At 67.5% G+C, this 17,614-nt stretch carries 15 protein-coding genes; 5 read left to right on the forward strand and 10 right to left on the reverse strand.

The genetic code is table 11. From position 1 onward, the window contains the following. The first annotated feature begins 67 nt into the window (after nt 1–67). Nucleotides 68–2,116 (forward strand): M13 family metallopeptidase, encoded by a 2,049-nt coding sequence (locus tag F8O08_RS10105; protein WP_158043178.1) that lies wholly within the window; start codon nt 68–70, stop codon nt 2,114–2,116. Nucleotides 2,117–2,141: 25 nt separating this feature from the next. Here F8O08_RS10105 and F8O08_RS10110 read toward each other — a convergent pair whose 3' ends face one another. The 3 genes from F8O08_RS10110 to F8O08_RS10120 are packed head-to-tail and all read right to left on the reverse strand — an operon-like array spanning nt 2,142 to nt 4,722. After that, nucleotides 2,142–3,539: a D-alanyl-D-alanine carboxypeptidase family protein gene (locus tag F8O08_RS10110; RefSeq protein ID WP_158037001.1), complete on the reverse strand. Its 1,398-nt coding sequence runs from the start codon at nt 3,537–3,539 to the stop codon at nt 2,142–2,144. Further along, nucleotides 3,536–4,048, reverse strand: a complete 513-nt coding sequence (locus F8O08_RS10115) for a hypothetical protein (protein WP_158043179.1) — start codon at nt 4,046–4,048, stop codon at nt 3,536–3,538. Before F8O08_RS10115 ends, F8O08_RS10110 begins: the two co-directional genes overlap by 4 nt. Continuing rightward, nucleotides 4,045–4,722 (reverse strand): EndoU domain-containing protein, encoded by a 678-nt coding sequence (locus F8O08_RS10120; protein ID WP_192497765.1) that lies wholly within the window; start codon nt 4,720–4,722, stop codon nt 4,045–4,047. Before F8O08_RS10120 ends, F8O08_RS10115 begins: the two co-directional genes overlap by 4 nt. 91 nt (nt 4,723–4,813) lie before the next feature. Here F8O08_RS10120 and F8O08_RS10890 point away from each other — a divergent pair, with 91 nt between their 5' ends. Then, nucleotides 4,814–5,419: a nitroreductase family protein gene (locus F8O08_RS10890; RefSeq protein WP_192497766.1), complete on the forward strand. Its 606-nt coding sequence runs from the start codon at nt 4,814–4,816 to the stop codon at nt 5,417–5,419. An 82-nt stretch (nt 5,420–5,501) separates the two neighbouring features. Here the strand turns inward: F8O08_RS10890 and F8O08_RS10130 are convergent, their stop codons facing one another. After that, the gene (locus tag F8O08_RS10130) at nt 5,502–6,548 is read right to left on the reverse strand and encodes a biotin/lipoate A/B protein ligase family protein (protein WP_158043275.1); all 1,047 of its coding nucleotides are present in this window, start codon (nt 6,546–6,548) and stop codon (nt 5,502–5,504) included. A 367-nt stretch (nt 6,549–6,915) separates the two neighbouring features. On the opposite strand from F8O08_RS10130, the gene F8O08_RS10135 reads away from it, so the two are divergent. After that, nucleotides 6,916–8,307, forward strand: a complete 1,392-nt coding sequence (locus F8O08_RS10135) for an NAD-dependent succinate-semialdehyde dehydrogenase (RefSeq protein ID WP_158030377.1) — start codon at nt 6,916–6,918, stop codon at nt 8,305–8,307. Between the two features lie 189 nt (nt 8,308–8,496). On the opposite strand, the gene F8O08_RS10140 is transcribed toward F8O08_RS10135, so the two are convergent. From F8O08_RS10140 to F8O08_RS10160, 5 genes are all read right to left on the reverse strand, one after another. After that, a complete protein-coding gene (locus F8O08_RS10140) occupies nt 8,497–9,336 on the reverse strand; it encodes an alpha/beta fold hydrolase (RefSeq protein WP_158043181.1) in 840 nt (279 codons plus the stop codon). A 7-nt stretch (nt 9,337–9,343) separates the two neighbouring features. Beyond that, the gene (locus F8O08_RS10145; protein ID WP_158030379.1) at nt 9,344–9,604 is read right to left on the reverse strand and encodes a GlsB/YeaQ/YmgE family stress response membrane protein; all 261 of its coding nucleotides are present in this window, start codon (nt 9,602–9,604) and stop codon (nt 9,344–9,346) included. Nucleotides 9,605–9,712: 108 nt separating this feature from the next. Continuing rightward, nucleotides 9,713–12,271 carry a bifunctional lysylphosphatidylglycerol flippase/synthetase MprF gene (locus F8O08_RS10150; protein WP_158043182.1) on the reverse strand — a complete coding sequence of 853 codons (2,559 nt, stop codon included), beginning with the start codon at nt 12,269–12,271 and terminating at the stop codon, nt 9,713–9,715. Further along, the gene (locus F8O08_RS10155) at nt 12,241–13,590 is read right to left on the reverse strand and encodes an alpha/beta hydrolase (protein ID WP_225733643.1); all 1,350 of its coding nucleotides are present in this window, start codon (nt 13,588–13,590) and stop codon (nt 12,241–12,243) included. Before F8O08_RS10155 ends, F8O08_RS10150 begins: the two co-directional genes overlap by 31 nt. Before the next feature lie 3 nt (nt 13,591–13,593). Beyond that, nucleotides 13,594–14,487 carry a rhodanese-related sulfurtransferase gene (locus F8O08_RS10160; protein WP_158043184.1) on the reverse strand — a complete coding sequence of 298 codons (894 nt, stop codon included), beginning with the start codon at nt 14,485–14,487 and terminating at the stop codon, nt 13,594–13,596. Nucleotides 14,488–14,548: 61 nt separating this feature from the next. Between F8O08_RS10160 and F8O08_RS10165 the strand changes: the two genes are divergently transcribed. Further along, complete coding sequence (locus F8O08_RS10165) at nt 14,549–15,490, forward strand: alpha/beta fold hydrolase (RefSeq protein WP_192497767.1); 942 nt, start codon at nt 14,549–14,551, stop codon at nt 15,488–15,490. A 107-nt stretch (nt 15,491–15,597) separates the two neighbouring features. Further along, the gene (locus F8O08_RS10170; RefSeq protein WP_158043276.1) at nt 15,598–16,488 is read left to right on the forward strand and encodes a DNA-methyltransferase; all 891 of its coding nucleotides are present in this window, start codon (nt 15,598–15,600) and stop codon (nt 16,486–16,488) included. On the opposite strand, the gene F8O08_RS10175 is transcribed toward F8O08_RS10170, so the two are convergent. Continuing rightward, complete coding sequence (locus tag F8O08_RS10175; protein WP_192497768.1) at nt 16,489–17,574, reverse strand: substrate-binding domain-containing protein; 1,086 nt, start codon at nt 17,572–17,574, stop codon at nt 16,489–16,491. Nucleotides 17,575–17,614: the final 40 nt, after the last annotated feature.

Here is a 17,614-nt window from a genome sequence, read left to right on the forward strand (position 1 = left end):
GCGAGGGAAATCGACCGGGTGCGGGCAGACAGGCGGACACCGCCACGTCGACAACTATGCTGTGGGCATGACTTCTGCTGCCTCTCGCGACTCTCAGCCCGCCGACCTCTCATCTGGCATCCGCGTCACCGACCTCGACCCTGCGGTGCGCCCGCAGGACGACCTCTACCTGCACGTCGACGGACGCTGGCTCGAACGCACCGAGATTCCGGCCGACAAGTCGCGCTATGGTGCATTCCTGCAGCTCGCCGAGGCGGCCGAAGACGCGATTCGCACGATCATCGAGGCCGACGCCGAGGCCGACGCGAACGCAGACGACGCCTCGACCGCCGACCGCCGCAAGATCGGCGATCTCTACGCGAGCTTCATGGACGAAGACCGCGCCGAGCAGCTGGGCGCTTCTCCGATCGCCGACGACATCGCCGCCGCGCTGGCACCGCAGACCGTCACCGAGTTCGTGACCGCGGTCGGCCGCGCCGAGGAGCGCGGCTCGAGCGGATTCTTCGGGCTCTACGTCGACAACGACCCGGGGCAGCCCGACCGTTATGTGCCCTTCGTCATGCAGGGCGGCATCGGCCTGCCCGACGAGTCGTACTACCGCGAAGAGCAGTTCGCCGACGTGCGAGGCAAGTACCTGATCTACCTGCAGGTGCTGCTTGAGCTCGCCGGCGTCGACGCCGCCGCCGAGCGAGCCCACGACGTGCTGCAGCTCGAGACCGACATCGCGGCCGCACACTGGGACGTCGTCGCGAGCCGCGAGATCGAGAAGACCTACAATCTGCGCACGTTCGACCAGCTCGTCGCCGCGACGCCGAACATCGACTGGAGCGCCTATCTCGAGGCCGCGCAGGTCGACCCGAAGGTGCTCGCCGAGGTCGTCGTCGCACAGCCGTCGGCACTTGAGGGTCTCGCCGCCCTGCTCACCGAAGACCGGCTGCCGGCATGGCGATCATGGCTCGCCGTCAACGTCATCCGCGGTGCCGCCCCCTACCTCTCGCACGACTTCGTCGAGATCAACTTCGACTTCTACGGCCGCACACTGAGCGGCACCCCCGAGCTGCGCCCCCGCTGGAAGCGCGGCGTCTCGCTCGTGCAGGGGGGCTTGGGCGAGGCCGTCGGGCGCGAGTACGTCGCGCAGCACTTCCCTCCGATGGCGAAGCACCGCATGGACGAGCTCGTCGCGAACCTCATCGAGGCCTACCGCCGCTCGGTCGACTCGCTGACCTGGCTCGGCGACGACACCAAGCGTCTGGCTCTCGAGAAGCTCGCGAAGTTCACTCCGAAGATCGGCTACCCCGTGAAGTGGCGCGACTACTCCACGCTCGAGATCGACCGCGACGACCTGGTCGGCAACGTGCGTGCGATCGGGCGCTACGAGCAGGCGCGGGAGCTGGGCAAGATCGGTCGTCCGATCGACCGCGACGAGTGGTTCATGACCCCGCAGACCGTGAACGCCTACTACAACCCCGGCTTCAACGAGATCGTGTTCCCGGCTGCGATTCTGCAGCCGCCCTTCTTCAACGCCGAGGCCGACGACGCCGCGAACTATGGCGGCATCGGCGCCGTGATCGGCCACGAGATCAGCCACGGCTTCGACGACCAGGGGTCGAAGTACGACGGCGACGGTCGACTGGTCGACTGGTGGAGCGCGACCGACCGCGAGGCCTTCGAGAAGCTCACCGCCGCGCTCGTCGCGCAGTACAACGCGCTCGAGCCGCTCGACGCCCCCGGCCACAAAGTCAACGGCGCCCTCACGCTGGGTGAGAACATCGCCGACCTCAGCGGCCTCTCGATCGCCTGGCAGGCATACCTGCTGTCGCTGGGCGTCGACCCTGCGCAGTCAGCGGCAGATGCCGTGGCCCAGGCCGCACGTCAGGCGCCGGTCATCGACGATCTCACCGGCCCGCAGCGGTTCTTTCTGTCGTGGTCGCAGGTCTGGGCCGAGAAGCGTCGCCCGGAAGAGGCAGTGCGTCTGCTCACCATCGACCCGCACTCGCCCAACGATCTGCGCGCGAATCAGATTCCCCGCAACCTGGACGCCTTTCACGAGGTGTTCTCGGTCGTCGCAGACGATCGACTGTGGCTGGGCAGCGACGAGCGCGTTCGCATCTGGTGATTCTCGCCGAATGAACGCCGCCGAGCTATGACCCGGTCTGGCCGGTGATCATCGACCAGGCCGGGCCGGGCAGCAGCCCGATATTGGCGATGCGCCAGTCGAGCCCCGGGTCGTCGATCGACTGAGAGATCAGCACCGGCGCAGAGCCGACCTGTTCGCCTGCTCGCTCGATCAGCACCGTGCCCACCTGTGATCCTGATCGCGCCCCAGCCTGCACCGATGCGCCGACGAACCGCCCCGTGACCGGCGTGCCCTGCCAGCTCAGCACGTGCACCGTGGCCGCAGACTGCGCATCAGCCGACGCCCCCCACGACGTGGTCAGCGTTCCTGCCGACTCACCGGCGACGAGCACATCACGCGAGATGATCGACTGCCTGATCGACTGAATGAGCTGATCGACCTCAGGCTGCAGCTTCGCATGGTCTTCGGTGCTGCCGAGGGCGGCTCCGATCAGCTCGAACGGAACCCCGTCAACGGTGAAATGGGCGGAGTAGGCGAGATTGAACACGTCGGCCAGGCTGCCGGTCTTCAGCCCGTCGACACCCTGTTGGCCGAGCAGGGAGTTGTGGTTCTTTATCTCGCCGACCCCTGGGATGTCAGCTGTCTGCGTCGAGACGATCTGACGCACCACCGGGTTCGCCAGCGCGAGCTCGCCCAAGTGCACGATCTGCTCTGGGGTCGCTTGGTTGCGCTCGTCGATTCCGGTCGGGTCGGCGATCGTCATGCCGCCCAAGCCGTTCTCCTCCAGCCAGGCCGGGGTGCTCTCCAGATAGTCGTCGACGCTGCCGAACGCCCAAGTCGCCAAGCTGGTGGTGTAGTTGTTGCTCGACGGCAGCAGCGACAGCTCGAGCATTTGGAACTGGCTGATCGACGCGCCGACGGTCACCGGCTCGACCGAACCGTTCTGCTCCACGTAGCTCTTCATGAGGTCTTCGTCGGCCTGCGTCATCGTGATCGACGGCCCTTGGTCGCCGACCTGCAGCGGCCGACGATCGAGCACGCGCAGCGCGGTGACGAGCTTCGTCACGCTCGCGATCGAGTAGGCCTTCTGCTCGCCGTGCGTCATCGAGACGCTCACCTGGCTCGCCGCAGGCTGATCGCCGAGGCTGCGCAGCACGAACGCTCCGGCTCCGGTCGACGGCCAGGCCAGCTGGGCATCGGCAGGCTGATCAGCACCAGCGCCCGCACCGCCGCCGACCGCCGCGGTGTCTGCGGACTCTGCGCCGGCATCCACCTGCTGCAGCGAGGTATCGGCGAAGGCGATGCTCGCCGACTGCACCGGCAGCGGCCCCCACGCCACCCACGCCGCGAGCGACAGCAGAATCGAGGCGACGACGACCGTGATGGGCCACCCGATGCCGCGCGCAGGTTTCAGCGCTGCGGCACCCCCCTGCGCGAGCAGGTCACTGCGTCGACGAGTCATGCTCCGTGCTCTTCCCCTGCTTCGTGATCGCACGAGGGCCGACCGCGAGACGCAGAACCGAGTGCACGATCGTATTCGGTCTCCTCTGGCTCAAGGGCCTGTGCGTGCCGCGCGCGCGTGCGGGCGGCATACCCGAACCACTCTACGATGATCGCGCGCAAAGAAGAGGTAGCGACGTCAGTCTGCAGCCGATTGGCCCCGTCGGCCGGGCTCCCGATGTCATCGATCAGTCGGGTCGTCTGCGGGCCGACCACGGCACGAGTCGTGTTGCCCGCGATCTCGGCCACCGGCAGCCTGCCGGCCAGCACCCGGTCGATCAGGTCGAGCGCTCCCTGTGCGTCGCGCCCCTGCAGGTCGTTCATCAGCAGACGCCCGACCAGTCGGGCCCGGGGGTCGTCGAAGCGGATCTCAGGCACCACCGTGCCGTCGTCAAAGCGGATCTCGGCGAATTCATGGCGCAGATCGCGCTGCTGCAGCGCATCGTCTGCTGACTCGTGGGCGTGACTCATCGCTGCACCGGGTACGCCGTGATGATGCGCCCTCGGTCGTCGAGCGCCATCTGTATCGTGAGCCCGCCGCCGCGCCCGACGAACGCGTCACCCTGCGCGCGACGACTGTCATACGCCTCATTGATCGCGTCGACCACCTGCTGCGCGCTCATCGAGGTCGGGTAGAACGTCGAGAAACCGCGGTTGCCCGCTTTGGCCCGCCCGTCGACCGTCACTTGGGCGGTGTAGACCCCCTGCGTGTCGGGAGGGGTCTCGGTGCCGCCGACCACCGCGCCCTTCGTTCCGGTGAACGCCTGCGAGTGATAGCCGACCGCTTTGCCTGCACGGCTGATCTCACCAGAGAAAATATGGGTGAGCGCGTTGCGGGTGAAATGGTCGGTGCCCTGCAGCCGGCTGAGCCCGCTGATGTCGCCCGAGCTGCCGGCGTGCGCCCCCGGGGCGTCGAGCGAGGTGTCTTTCGGGGCGGCCTCGCTCGGCTTGGCGCGCGATACTCCGCTCTCGTTCGGTGCGGCGGATGCCGAGGTGTGCGCCCCGGCATCGTGCGCAGCAGGGCTGGTGGCTTCGTTCGCGTCGAGACCGCGCTGCACGAACACCCAGATCGCGAGCACCGCCACAAGGGCCAGCAGGATCAGATTGCGCGTGAGGCGCTGTCTGCTGCCTCGTCGTGACGTCATGATAGGAGTATATGGAGCCGACCAGCCGCAGGGCCTACACTGCGCTGTGCAGGCACTTTCCTTCTCGACCACGCACACACGCAGGAGCCACATGTCTTCGACCACAGCATCCACCGCTCGCCACGCCGTCACAGACGCCGATCTCGCCCCGGCCATCGCCGCCCGCTGGAGTCCGCGCTCCTTCGACGAACACGCGACCGTCGACAAGTCGGCGATCGCCGCAGCGATCGAGGCGGCGCGCTGGGCGCCCTCTGCGTTCAACAGCCAGCCCTGGCGCTTCGTCATCGGGCGTCGCAGCGAAGACGGCCGACGCGGCGCGATCTTCGACCGCGTGCTGCCGCACCTGACCGCCTTCAACCAGGCCTGGGTGCACCGGGCAGGCCTCGTCATCGTGAACGCGGCGTACATCGAGGCCGACGGGCACACGCTGCCGACCGCAGCGTACGATCTGGGCCTCGCCGTCGCGAACCAGACTCTGCAGCTGCAGTACGACGGCTATGACACCCACCAGATCTCGGGCATCGACGCCAGCGGCCTGCACGACGAGTTCGAGCTGCCAGACGAGATGCAGGTCTTCACCGTGACCGTCGCCGGTCGGCACGCGTCTCCAGACCAGCTCGACGAGGGCGCCCGTGAGCGCGAGGTCGCCCCTCGCGTGCGTCGCGGCAGCGACGAGCTGGTGCTGCTGAGCGACTGAGCAGCTGGCTGAGTGCGCGGCTCGGGGCCGGTAGCTCAGAGCCGGCGGTAGCTCTCGGGGCCGGCGGCTGAGCGCAGTCAGCTCAGGGCACGCGGTAGAGCCACTCATCGCTCGAGAACTTCGTCGCGGCGAGCTCTTCGGCCGCCGCTAAGTGCTCGGGCGACAGCGTGCCGGCTGTGAGTCCGTGCTCTTTGGCGAACACCTCGCACATGTGGTCGATGATCGCCTCACGGGGCAGACCGGTCTGCGACTTCAGCGGGTCGACGCGCTTGTTGGCCGAGCGGATGCCCTTGTCGCTGAGCTTCTCTCGACCGATGCGCAGCACCTGCACCATGCGGTCGGCGTCGATGTCGTAGCTCATGGTCACATGGTGCAGCACGCCGCCGCTGGTGCGCCCGCGTCCGGAGATGCGCTTCTGCGCGGCGCCGCCGATCTTGCCTGCGGTGCTCGCGATGTCGTTGAGCGGCTTGTAATAGGCGTCGATGCCGAGTTCACGCAGCGCCGTGACCACCCACGAGTCGAGAAAGGCGTAGGAGTCTTCGAAGCTCAGGCCGGCGACCAGACTGGCCGGCGCATACAGCGAGTAGGTGACCACGTTGCCGCCCTCCATGAACATCGCACCGCCGCCCGAGATGCGGCGCACCACCGGCACGTCGAAGCGGGCTGCCGCCTCGAGGTCGACCTCATTGCGCACCGATTGGAACGAGCCGATGACGATCGCGGGCTGGTTCCAGTTCCAGATGCGCAGAGTCGGTTTGAGCTCGCCGGCGGCGACCGCCTCGGTGAGCACCTGGTCGAGGGCGAGATGCACCCGCGGAGGCAGCGGATCGGTGCGCACCAGCTGCCACTCATGGTCGCGCCAGGTGGTGGCATGCGTGATCGCACGGCGCAGGGCCGTGACGATGCCCGGCACGGTGACGCCGACGAGGTGCACCTCTGGGCTCAGTGCCGACTCGATGCGCTGCTGCAGCGCACGGGCGGATGCGTCGGCCGGCATGCCTTCGACCGCCGCGTTGATCGCGTCGAGGGCGTGGTCGGGCTCGAGAAAGAAGTCTCCGGAGAGCTGGAATCCACGAATGAAGCCGTCGACGTCCTGCAGATCGACGACGACCAGCTTGCCGCCGGGCAGCTTGTACTCGCCGTGTCGGTGTCGGCTCTGGTCGTCGTGCTGGCCGGGCTGATCGGGCTGCTGTGCTGTTCCGTTGTGCGCGCTCACGTTCGGCAGTCTACTGACTGCCCTGCCTGCAGATCGGTGTGCTCGGGTTGCAGAGCGTTGCAATTGGCATTCTGGCCGCATCGGAATACAATCCGCCTCTCAGCGTTCATGACTATGGCAACCGGATCATGTGGCCTGACCACTAAAATGATTCGGACATCCTGGCGGCCGTTCCCGACCGCCACACGACGGCGACGACGAATCCGGGTCTGCACCCGGCCGATCTCGTGCCCGCAAGGCACCCGAGGTCTTCGTCGTCGCATCGAGAAAGAAGAGGTTCATGGCATACGCAACCACCAACCCGTTCACGGGTGAGGTCGTCAAGCAGTTCCCGAACGCCACCGAGCAGGAGGTCGACGCCGCACTCGAGCAGGCGCACAAGACGTTCCTCGACTGGCGCGAGACCAGCTTCGAGCACCGTGCCGAGATTCTGGCCAGCGCCGCGCAGATTCTGCGCGACAACAAACGCGAGTACGCAGAGATTCTGACCCTTGAGATGGGCAAGCTCATCGGCGAGGCCGAGCTCGAGGTCGAGCTCTGCGCGCAGATGCTCGACTACTACGTGAAGTTCGGAGCCGAGGCGCTCAAGCCTCGCTTCCTGCCCGCCGCCGGCTTCGGCGACACCGACGTGCAGCTGGTCAGCGACCCGCTGGGCGTCATCTTCGCCGTCGAGCCCTGGAACTTCCCCTACTACCAGGTCATCCGCATCACGGCCCCGCAGGTCACAGCCGGCAACGTCATCGTGCTCAAGCACGCGTCGAACGTTCCGCAGTCGGCGCTGGCCATGGTCGACCTGTTCGCCAAGGCGGGTGCCCCTGAAGGCCTGCTGACCAACCTGTTCCTGCCGCATGATCAGACCGAGCGAGTGATCGCCGACCCGCGCGTGCGCGGCGTCGCTCTGACGGGCAGCGAGAAGGCCGGCTCGCTCGTGGCCGGGCTGGCCGCGAAGCACCTCAAGAAGAGCACTCTGGAGCTCGGCGGCGCCGACGCATTCATCGTGCTCGAGGATGCCGACGTCGAGAAGGCCGCAGACTGGGCCGTCTTCGGCCGCCACTGGAACGGCGGTCAGGTCTGCGTTTCGTCGAAGCGTCTCATCGTGGTCGACGCGGTCTACGACAAGTTCGTCGCCCGCTACCGCGAGGGCGTCGCCAAGCTCGTCGCCGGCGATCCCATGGATCCCAAGAGCACTCTGGCCCCGCTGTCGTCGCAGAAGGCCGCTGACGACCTCAAGGCGCAGGTCGAGCAGGCCGTCGCAGACGGCGCCAAGGCTGAGACCCTCGCCGCCGACGTGCCGGCTCAGGGCGCGTTCTTCCAGCCGACCATCCTCACCGAGATCGACGAAGACACCGATGCGTTCCACACCGAGTTCTTCGGCCCGGTGACGCAGCTCTACCGCGCGAAAGACGAAGACGACGCCGTGCGCATCGCCAACGACTCGCCGTTCGGCCTGGGCGGTTCGGTGTTCAGCCAGGACATCCACCGTGCGCAGGATGTCGCTCGTCGTCTCGACACCGGCATGGTCTACATCAACCAGCCCACCGGCGTGAAGGCCGACATCCCCTTCGGCGGCGTCAAGAACTCGGGCTACGGCCATGAGCTCATCGACCTCGGCATCAAGGAGTTCGTGAACGAGAAGGTCGTCGTCGTCACCGACATCGACGGATCGTTCTGATCGGTCTCGCCCGACGTTCTCATTGAGAGAACCCGGCTGACCAGCACAGACTGACCAGCCGACAGCAGCACCCCCGCACAGCATCCACTGTGCGGGGGTGCTGCTGTCTGGACCCGGATTCGCGGCTCACCACACAGCGCGGATAGTCCGACGGGGCTGGCCACAGCGCCAGGCACAGCAGCCCTGGCCTCAGGTGAGACGCGACGCCTGCGCGTTGCCACGCCTCTGCGCGGCCTCCGCCCGATCGGCGTCGCAGGCACGCAGGAACGCCAGGATGGCCTCGGCAGCCGGGTCGGCATCCGCGATCATCGTCTCGTGCCCCACGCCGGGCAGCTGCACGAACGTCGCTCCGGGAGTCAGCTGCGCACAGTGCCGCACCCAGGGCTCGGGGCAGACTTTGTCATCGCTGCCGCGCAGCACCAGCGTCGGGACACGGATTTGGGGCAGCACCTGCTCGATACGATGGTCAAGCATGATGCCGAGCTTGTCGGCGAACCACTTCGGGCCCACTTTGACGTAGTTCGCCAGACCGAGGCCCAGCACGCGCAGGCTGTCGTCGCGCAGGTCGTCGGCCATGCGCAGCGCCTGTGTCGCCGCAGATCGCGCCGAGGCGTCGACCGTCGGCGCCATCAGCACCAGACGGTCGACGAGCTCAGGGTGACGCACACAGATCTCGGCGGCCACCTGGGTGCCCATCGAGTGCCCGACCAGCGTGACCGGGGTGGGCACGCCGGCCACCCGCATCCATTGGGCGAGCAGGTCGGCGGTCTGCGGAATGTTCAACGGGGTCGGACGCTCCGGCGAGTCGCCGAAGCCGGGCATGTCGGGTGCCCAGACCTCTCCTACAGAGCTGAGCCGCTCGGCCAGGCCGCTGAAGGTGTTGCCCGCCATGCCGATGCCGTGCAGCACGACGAAGCGCCGAGATGCGCTCACACCGGTCACGGCGGCGAGATGCAGCATCGAGATCTCGCCGCCGTCGACCGTCACACGGCGGCAGGTGATATGTTCCGAGCGCCGGGTCTCTGCCACGGCAGGCTCAGCTGCGTTTGCGAGTGATCGCGCCCCAGATCAGCAGCACGATCAATGAGCCGCCGATGGCGAGGGCCCAGGAGCCGATCGAGAAGAAGCGGTTCATCTCGGCGCCGAAGAGCACGTTGCCCAGCCAGCCGCCGAGCATGGCACCGATGATGCCGAGTACCAGGGTCGAGATCCAGCCACCCTCAGACTTGCCGGGCAGAATGGCTTTGGCGATGGCGCCGGCGATGAGGCCGAGCAGAAGGAATCCGAGAAAACTCATGATGTCGTTCCTCTCTGTCGAGAGGCCAGCCGTCTTCGGTGTCGCGGGGTACGGCACCGCTGTGCATGACCTCGTGTGGTTATGGTAGCCGTTCCTGTGAAGAGATGTCTAACTGGGTGAGACGTCGCTCGTCGCCTCGCTGCGCCGAAGCGAGGTCACCAGCTGATCGAGACGCATGCCCGGAACGTACGCCTCGGTGACCGCGAGCGCGATCGACGACAGCGCCGAGGCATCCGGATAGACCACCGAGATCTGCTGCTCTTCGGGCTGGAACTTGCGCTTGAAGAAGAACAGCGAGCGAAAGCCGTAGACCGGCTCCAGGGCGCCGCTGATCGCGGCCAGCAGGCGGGAGAGCGCAGAGCCGTCGTCTTCGTCGAGACCGGCGAGCGGTGCCGCTGAGAGGCTCATGCTCTCGGCCTCGCCCTCCTCTTGCAGCCGCTCGGCCATGCGCGCGATCAGAAACTCCATCACGCCGTTCGAGCTGTCGGGGTGGCGGCGCATGAAGTCGAGCGTCCATCCGACGACCCGCCCGTCGCGCCAGAACGGCAGCCAGCTGGTCACGGCGAGCACCTGACCGTCTTCGTTCTCGGCCAGCAGCAGGCGCACCCGGCGGTCGCGCAGCTGTTCGACGCCGCCGAGCGTGAAGCCCATCTCGGGCAGCGCCTTCTCGCTGACCCATTCCTCGCTGATGGCCTTGATCTGCAGCTGGGTAGCCAGCGAGAGGTCGGCGAACACCGACAGGCGGTCGGTCACTCCCTCACGCTTGGCGCGGTTGATCGCCGTGCGCACATCCTGCCAGCGCTTGCCCTTCGTCTGCCAGTGCACCGGGTCGATGACCGACTCCAGGCCGACCGGCTGAGAGCTCCACCCGTGCGCGGCCAGCAGGTCGCGGCAGTGATCATGCACGCTGTAGAACACCGGCACCAGCGCGTGATCGTCGCAGAAGCGCACGAACTCCAGCGTGGCCGCATCGATCTCGTTCTCAGCGCCGAACGGCTCTCCCACGGTGAGCGCAACGCCGTGAGACGCACGATAGGCGATGCCGACTCGTCCGGTCGACGAGAACCAGTACGTATTGTGCGGCCAGGTGGCCATGAACGAGAGCGACCGGCCGCCCTTGAGCAGCAGATCGTCGACCTTCGCCCGTGCCGCACGCTCCGAACGCGGCGGCACCACCTGCAGCAGCGAGATCGAACTCACGATGACCACCAGCCAGGTCAGCGGCCCCATCCAGTGATAGATCGTGCCGGAGAGCGCCCCCGCGGGCAGGAACCCGGGTCTGGTCAGCCCCAAGAACCCGGCCGGCAGAAACCGCTCGGGCAGGTCTGCGAGCAGGGCCCCGAACGAGGTCTGCGGCGTGAAGTCGCCGGGTCGCACCACGCCGACGACGAGATACAGCGCCGAGAGCAGCGCAAAGGTGCCCAGGCTTGCGGTGATCGCGCCGATCAGGCGTCGACGCGACGGGCGCAGCTGCAGGTGTCTGAGCCCGCCCACCAACAGCGCCGAGACGACGAGCGGGGCCAGCGCCGAGGCCAGCAGCACGAAGGTGATCTCACCGATGCCGTGGTGATGGTTGAGCGACAGCCCGCCGATCAGGAACGGCCCGATCAAGAAGTACCAGAGTGAGAGCAGCGAGTAGGCGAGGTTGATGCCGATGGCCATCCAGGCCGCCACGCGGCGACCTCGCAGGATGCCATACGCGCTGACGAGCAGCAGCAGCGTGGGCAGAATGGTCACCACGATGCCGCTGATCGTCGAGACGCGCGCCACCGAGAACTCGTGCAGACACCCGGTGAGCTGGTCGCTGGCGAGGCACCGTGCCAAGTGGTCGGAGTTCGGCCCCGACCCACTGATGTCGATGTCGCCTTCGCCGAGCAGCAGACCGAGCGGTGCGAGCGGCCCGAGCGGCACCGCCGAGAACACCGTGAGCACCGGGCCGACCCCCAACACCGCGACCAGCGTCGCCAGCAGCACACGAGCCTCATGATGCGAGCTTCGACCGACCACGTGCACGTGTCGGTCTCTGCCCCACCACATGCCCAACAGCTGCCCGATGACTGCGGCCAGCAGGGCATAGAGGTGTCCGGGCGTCGCACCGAAGAGCAGCAGCGCGATGAGCACGGAGTAGCCGACCGTACGCACCCGACGACGCCAGAACACGTTCATGACGCCGGTCGCCGCCAGCAGCACGCCGGTCAGCGGCGCCCACATCATGCTGCTCGCCTGCGCGGCCAGACTCAGCGACCACATCTCGTTGACGTGCAGCCCGGCGAGCAGCAGCAGCATGCCGATCGCCGTGCCGCCGAGGCCGGCGACGATGAGTCCGACCAGTGCGCGCAGCCAGCCCAGCCGGCGCTCCGCAACGCCCAACAGCACCAGCGTGAGCAGAACATGCACCACCACCAGCATCCATCGGTCACTGATCAGCATCGAGGCCGGCACGCACAGAGCACGACCGGTCGTCGTCTGCATGGCGCTGACGCTTGACAGGTCGGTGCGCAGCGACGTGCCCAGCACCTGGTCGAGCACCCGCACCAGCACGTTGGCGGCGATCAGCAGAATCACCACCGCCACGGTGAGCGGTCGGGCGCGCAGCCAGCGCGGCACGGCAGCGAGGAGGCGTCTCATCTCGTCGATCATGGCGTCGCCCTCACGACGTTGGGCCACGTCTGGGCGGGCTCCTCGTGATCGGCCAGGCCCAGCTGGACTCCGAGCACGTCGATGATCGACGGCAGCACTGCGCGCACCGTGTACCAGTCATGGCCGGTGCCCTGCGAGATGAAGGTCTGCACCTCACGGCCCGACTGCTTCGCGACCGGGACGAACTTGGCGATCGCGGCCTGCGCGTCGGCGTCGTTGCTGCCGGCGGCCAGAAGAACGTCCTGACCTTGGGCCGGATGCTGTGCGAGCGCCCCGAGCGGAGTCTTGGCGACGAATGCGCTGCGGTCGCCCCCGAAGTACTGATCGATCATCTCGGCCTCGGGTGCGTTGTTGGGCTGCATCTCGCTCGAGATCGCAAAGAGGTGCCCGAAGCGCGCCGTGTTCGCGGGCCCCATCTGCATGGTGCAGGTGGCGCCCTGGCTGAATCCGCCGAGCGTCCACTGACTCGACTCGGTGCTCACCGGCAGGTGGTGCGAGATCCAGTCGGGCACATCCTGCATGAGGTAGGTCTCGACCTGTCCCATCTGCTGCGAATCGACGCAGATGGGATTCTGGTAGGCGTCGCCGAGCTGATCGGGCACGACGACGATGGGGGCGATGCCGTCGTGTTTGGCGGCGTAGGCATCGAGCACCGGCTGCAGCTGGCCGGCGGTGAACATGTCGTCAGGCGCCCCGGGCTGCCCGGTCATGGCCACGATCACCGGAAGCTGCGGCGGGTCGTCGGCGACGGCTGCGGGCGGCAGGTAGACCACGCCGTCGCGAGGGCGAAAGTTCGAAGCCTGCGTCGGAATGTGCACCGAGACGACCGTGCCGTGATCGGGCAGGTCATGGTGCCGACCGCGCCAGTCGCCGAGCGAGAGATCAGAGGTGCGCAGCAGCGAGTCGTTCGCCGGACCGAACTTCGAGATGCCCAGTGCGGCGTGCAGCGTCGGGTACTGCCCGAAGGTCGAGTTCACCTGCAGAGCGGTGAAGCACAGCGAGGCGACCGCCACCAGCAGAGCGACCCATCGCCGCCAGCTGCGCCAGCTGCCTGCGACGACGATCACAGAGATCAGCAGCCCGAGCTCGGCGAACCCCAGACCGACCCGCCGCATGGCGACGGCGCCGATGCTGACGCCGAACACGTTGAACACGTCTGAGACGAGCCAGGCCCCCAACCATCCCAGGCCGCCGCTCGCCACGGCGATGCCGATCACCACGAGCAGCGTTCGCCATCGGCGCCACATCGACACGAGCAGCGCGACGATGCCGGCGAACACGACGATGCGCAGGGTCGAGACGAGCGTGCCGTCGACCAGGTTGACGTCAGGCAGCCAGTTCAGCATCACCTACCGAGCTTTCGCGTAGCGGGCGACGACGTCATCGCACAGCAGCACCTGCCCCACGTCGCCGGGCGCATGCCCGAGAGCGGTGACGAGGTCGTCTGGCAGACGGTCGAGGTCGTAGTAGGTCGTGGTGGGGGCGCCGGTCAGCGCACAGCGGCCCACCTGCGCTGCGTGGTCGCTGAATGTGATCGTCTTGCGGTCGTCGAAGATATAGAGCGACCCCTGCCAGAGGCCGTCGTCGCCACGCTGCTCGCCGTACCGGACGATGCCGCCGTCGATCTGGTAGACCTCGTCGAACCCACGAGCGCGCATCAGCGCCGAGAGCACTTCACAGCGGATGCCGCCGGTGCAGTAGGTCACGATCGGCCGGTGCTTGAGGTCGTCGTAGTCACCGCGGTCGAGCACCTCGACGAAGTCTCGGGTGTGCTCGACTGGCGGCACGACGGCACCAGCAAAGTGTCCGACCTCGGCTTCGAAGGCGTTGCGCCCGTCGAAGAACACCACCTCGTCGCCGCGTTCGGCGACCAGCTGATCGACCTGTGCCGGGCTGAGATGCCGCCCGCCGCCCACGACGCCGTGTTCGTCGACCCGGAGCTCTCCGGGAGCGCCGAACGAGACCAGCTCGGCGCGAACCTTGACACGGAGGCGCGGAAAGACCTGTTCGTCGGCCGACGACCACTTCACTTCGAGGTCGTGGAACGGCTGATACTCGCGTGTTCGCCGAACGTAGGCGCGGCACGACTCGATGTCGCCGCAGACCGTGCCGTTGATGCCGTGCTCCGAGACGATGATGCGTCCGCGCAGATCGAGCCCCTCGCACAGCGCGATCTGCCAGAGCCGCACGGCCTCGGGGTCGGCGACCGGAGTGAAAAGGTAATAGAGCAGGACCTTGCGCATGATTTCACAGCCTATCTGTTTCAGGTCGGCACAGAACAGTGATGCCGCTACAGTGAACCTCATGACAGCGACTGCACAGGTGCTCGAACAGTACCTCGATCACCTGCGGCGATCGGGTGCCGAAGTGCACACCATGATCGACCGCTGGGGCGTTGCGAACTACCACTATGTGTGGCGCACAGAGTCCGAGCGGTCGCGCGGTGTGGTGCAGCTGGTGCACGGCATCGGCGAGCACGCCGGTCGCTACGTCGCGATCGCAGGTCGGCTCACTGCGGCAGGGTTCGACGTCGTAGCCGACGATCATCGCGGCCACGGTGCGACCGGGGCGGCGGCGCTGCTTGACGTACCGGAGGACGACCCCGCCGTGGCCGCACAGACCGACACGCTCAGAGCGATGGGGCGGCTGGGAAAAGGCGGCCTCGAGGCCACCATCCTCGCCGTGCTCGCCGTCTCGCGAGCCGCTGCAGAGCTCGGTGACGGCCGGCCACCGGTCATCTTCGGGCACAGCTGGGGCTCGTTCATCACCCAGCACCTGCTGAACATCCGCTCGCAGACGTACTCTGCCGCAGTGCTCACAGGAACCGCCTACTGCCAGCCCGGGTGGGTGACTCCCAGCCGCTTCAACCGGCGATGGGACGCCCCTGGTGCCAGCGGCTACGAATGGCTCAGCAGTCGTCCCGAAGTCGGCCGAGCCTTCGCGGCAGATCCCCTGACCACCGACCGCACCGTGCTCTCCAGCCACGGCTTCTGGGACGCTCTCCGGCTGTTCACCCGGCCCACGCCGCGCATCCGCAGCGACATCCCACTGCTGATCGCCAACGGCGCCGATGACCCGGTCGGCAGCCCGAAGTCGGTCGAACGACTCGCGCAGGCCTATCGAGACGTCGGTCTGCAGCACGTCGACGTGCAGCTCTACGAGGGCATGCGGCATGAGATCTTCAACGAGGTCGACGGTGATCAGGTGGTCAGCGACATCATCGCCTGGATCGAGCAGCAGCTGTGACCCACAGCACGACTGACACGACGGCATCCGAACTGACCGAGCTGGCGCGCGGTCTGGCTTCGGGGCACGGGCTGCTCATCGAGGGCGAGAGCGGCCACGTGCTGCCCATGCTCGACGACGGCTGCTGCCAGCTCATCTACATCGACCCGCCGTTCAACACCGGCCGGCGGCAGACATCGCAGCGCATGTCCGCTCGACGAGTGAACGACGAGTCAGACGGCCAAGCGCCGGCTGATGGTGACGCCTCGGAGCCGAGCGCATTCGGGGCCGCGGCCTCTCGCGCCGGCGCGACCACGGCATCCACGGCACAGCCGGTCGGCCGGCTGCGCACCGGCTTTCAGGGCGCCTCGTATCGCGCCGTGCGCGGTCGACTGCGCGAGTACGACGACCGCTTCGACGACTACTGGGGGTTTCTCGAGCCGCTGCTGATCGAGGCCTGGCGGCTGCTCGACGAGACCGGCACGCTCTATGTGCACCTCGACTATCGCGAGGCTCACTATGCCAAGGTGATGCTCGACGCCGTCTTCGGGCGCGACTGCTTTCTCAACGAGCTGATCTGGGCTTACGACTTCGGAGGCAAGTCGCGGCGACGCTGGCCGGCGAAGCACGACACGATTCTGGTCTACGTGAAACGCCCGGACCGCTATTTCTTCGACTCGACCGGCGTCGACCGAGAACCGTACATGGCACCGGGTCTGGTCACCCCCGAGAAGGCCGCACGAGGCAAGCTGCCCACAGATGTCTGGTGGCACACGATCGTGCCCACCAGCGGGTCGGAGCGCACCGGCTACCCCACGCAGAAGCCCGAAGGCGTGCTGCGTCGCATCGTGCAGGCCTCAAGTCGGCCGGGCGATCTCGTACTCGACTTTTTCTGCGGATCAGGCACCACCGGAGCAGTCGCGGCCCAGCTCGATCGACGCTTCGTGCTGATCGACCGCAACCCCGACGCCGTCGAAGTGACCGCAGCGCGCTTGGGCGACCGGATCACCACGATCTGATCAGCGAGGCCTGACCGCGGGGGTCTGCTGCTGCCACGCGTCGAGCAGCGCGGGCAGCTGCTGCTGCAGCACTGCGAGATCGGCGCCGGATGCCGTGGCCGCGTAGCCGTCGACGAAGCGCTGATACTGCTGCGGCACCGATGCGTTGCGCTGCACCGGCAGTGCGCTCCACGAGCGCGCAATGTCGCTCTGCACCCCATCGTCGAGCAGCAGATCGACGAGCTTGCGCGACTCGTTGACGTGTGCGGAGCCCGCCACGATCGCGGCGTAGCGCACCCGCGGCGTGCATGTCGAGGTCACCGCATCAATATTCCCCTGAGGGAATATATCGACGGCGCGCATCGCCGAGGCGAACACCACCGGGCGATCGCCCCCGCCCATTGCCGAGGCCTGCAGCGCCTGTGCCTCGGTGGGTTCGATCTGCGCCTGACCGAGCTGACGCAGGGAGTCGGTCAGCTGGTCTGTGCCGCTGCTCTGCCGGTCGACGGCTGCGAGCGCCACCAGGCCCGAGCTGTCGCTGGCCGGGTCGGGCATCACCAGGCGGTCGGACTGAGCGACGACGTCGTGCAGCGATGTGGGCGCCGGCCTGCCGCTGGCAGCCACCGCAGAGCCATCGACCAGCGCACAGACCAAGTCGTAGCTGACCGCGGTGAGCCGGTCGCTGCGATCGAGCGCGAAGTCTGCGGCCCCGTCGCCGGCACGAGGCGAGACATACGAGACCAGACCGGCGTCGCCGTCGATGCCCGAGGAGTTCGCGGCGCTCACACCCAGGACGAGATCGGCGTCGCCATCATGCAGATGTGCCGCCAGATCGTCGGCGCTGTGCGAGTCGTCGACCGACAGCGACATGCCGGTCTGCTGCTCGAATCGTTCGGCGACACCGTCTGGCAGCGACAGCCCGGCGGCGATGCGCACCTCGAGCGGCCCGGTCGTGGTCTGCGGAACGGTGGGCGTCGTGCACCCGCTGGCGGCGACGCTCAGCGTCAGAGCGAATGCACCTGTGACGACGGCGCGGGGCACACGGCGGAGACGACCACCAGCGCGACCGCGGGCACGAGGATGTCGGGAGAGCAGCGGTGAGAGCACACCGAGGAGTCTACCGGCGACGCTCAGTCGCAGCCTTCCA

Source organism: Pseudoclavibacter sp. CFCC 13611 (assembly GCF_008831225.1).
GTDB lineage: Bacteria > Actinomycetota > Actinomycetes > Actinomycetales > Microbacteriaceae > Pseudoclavibacter_A.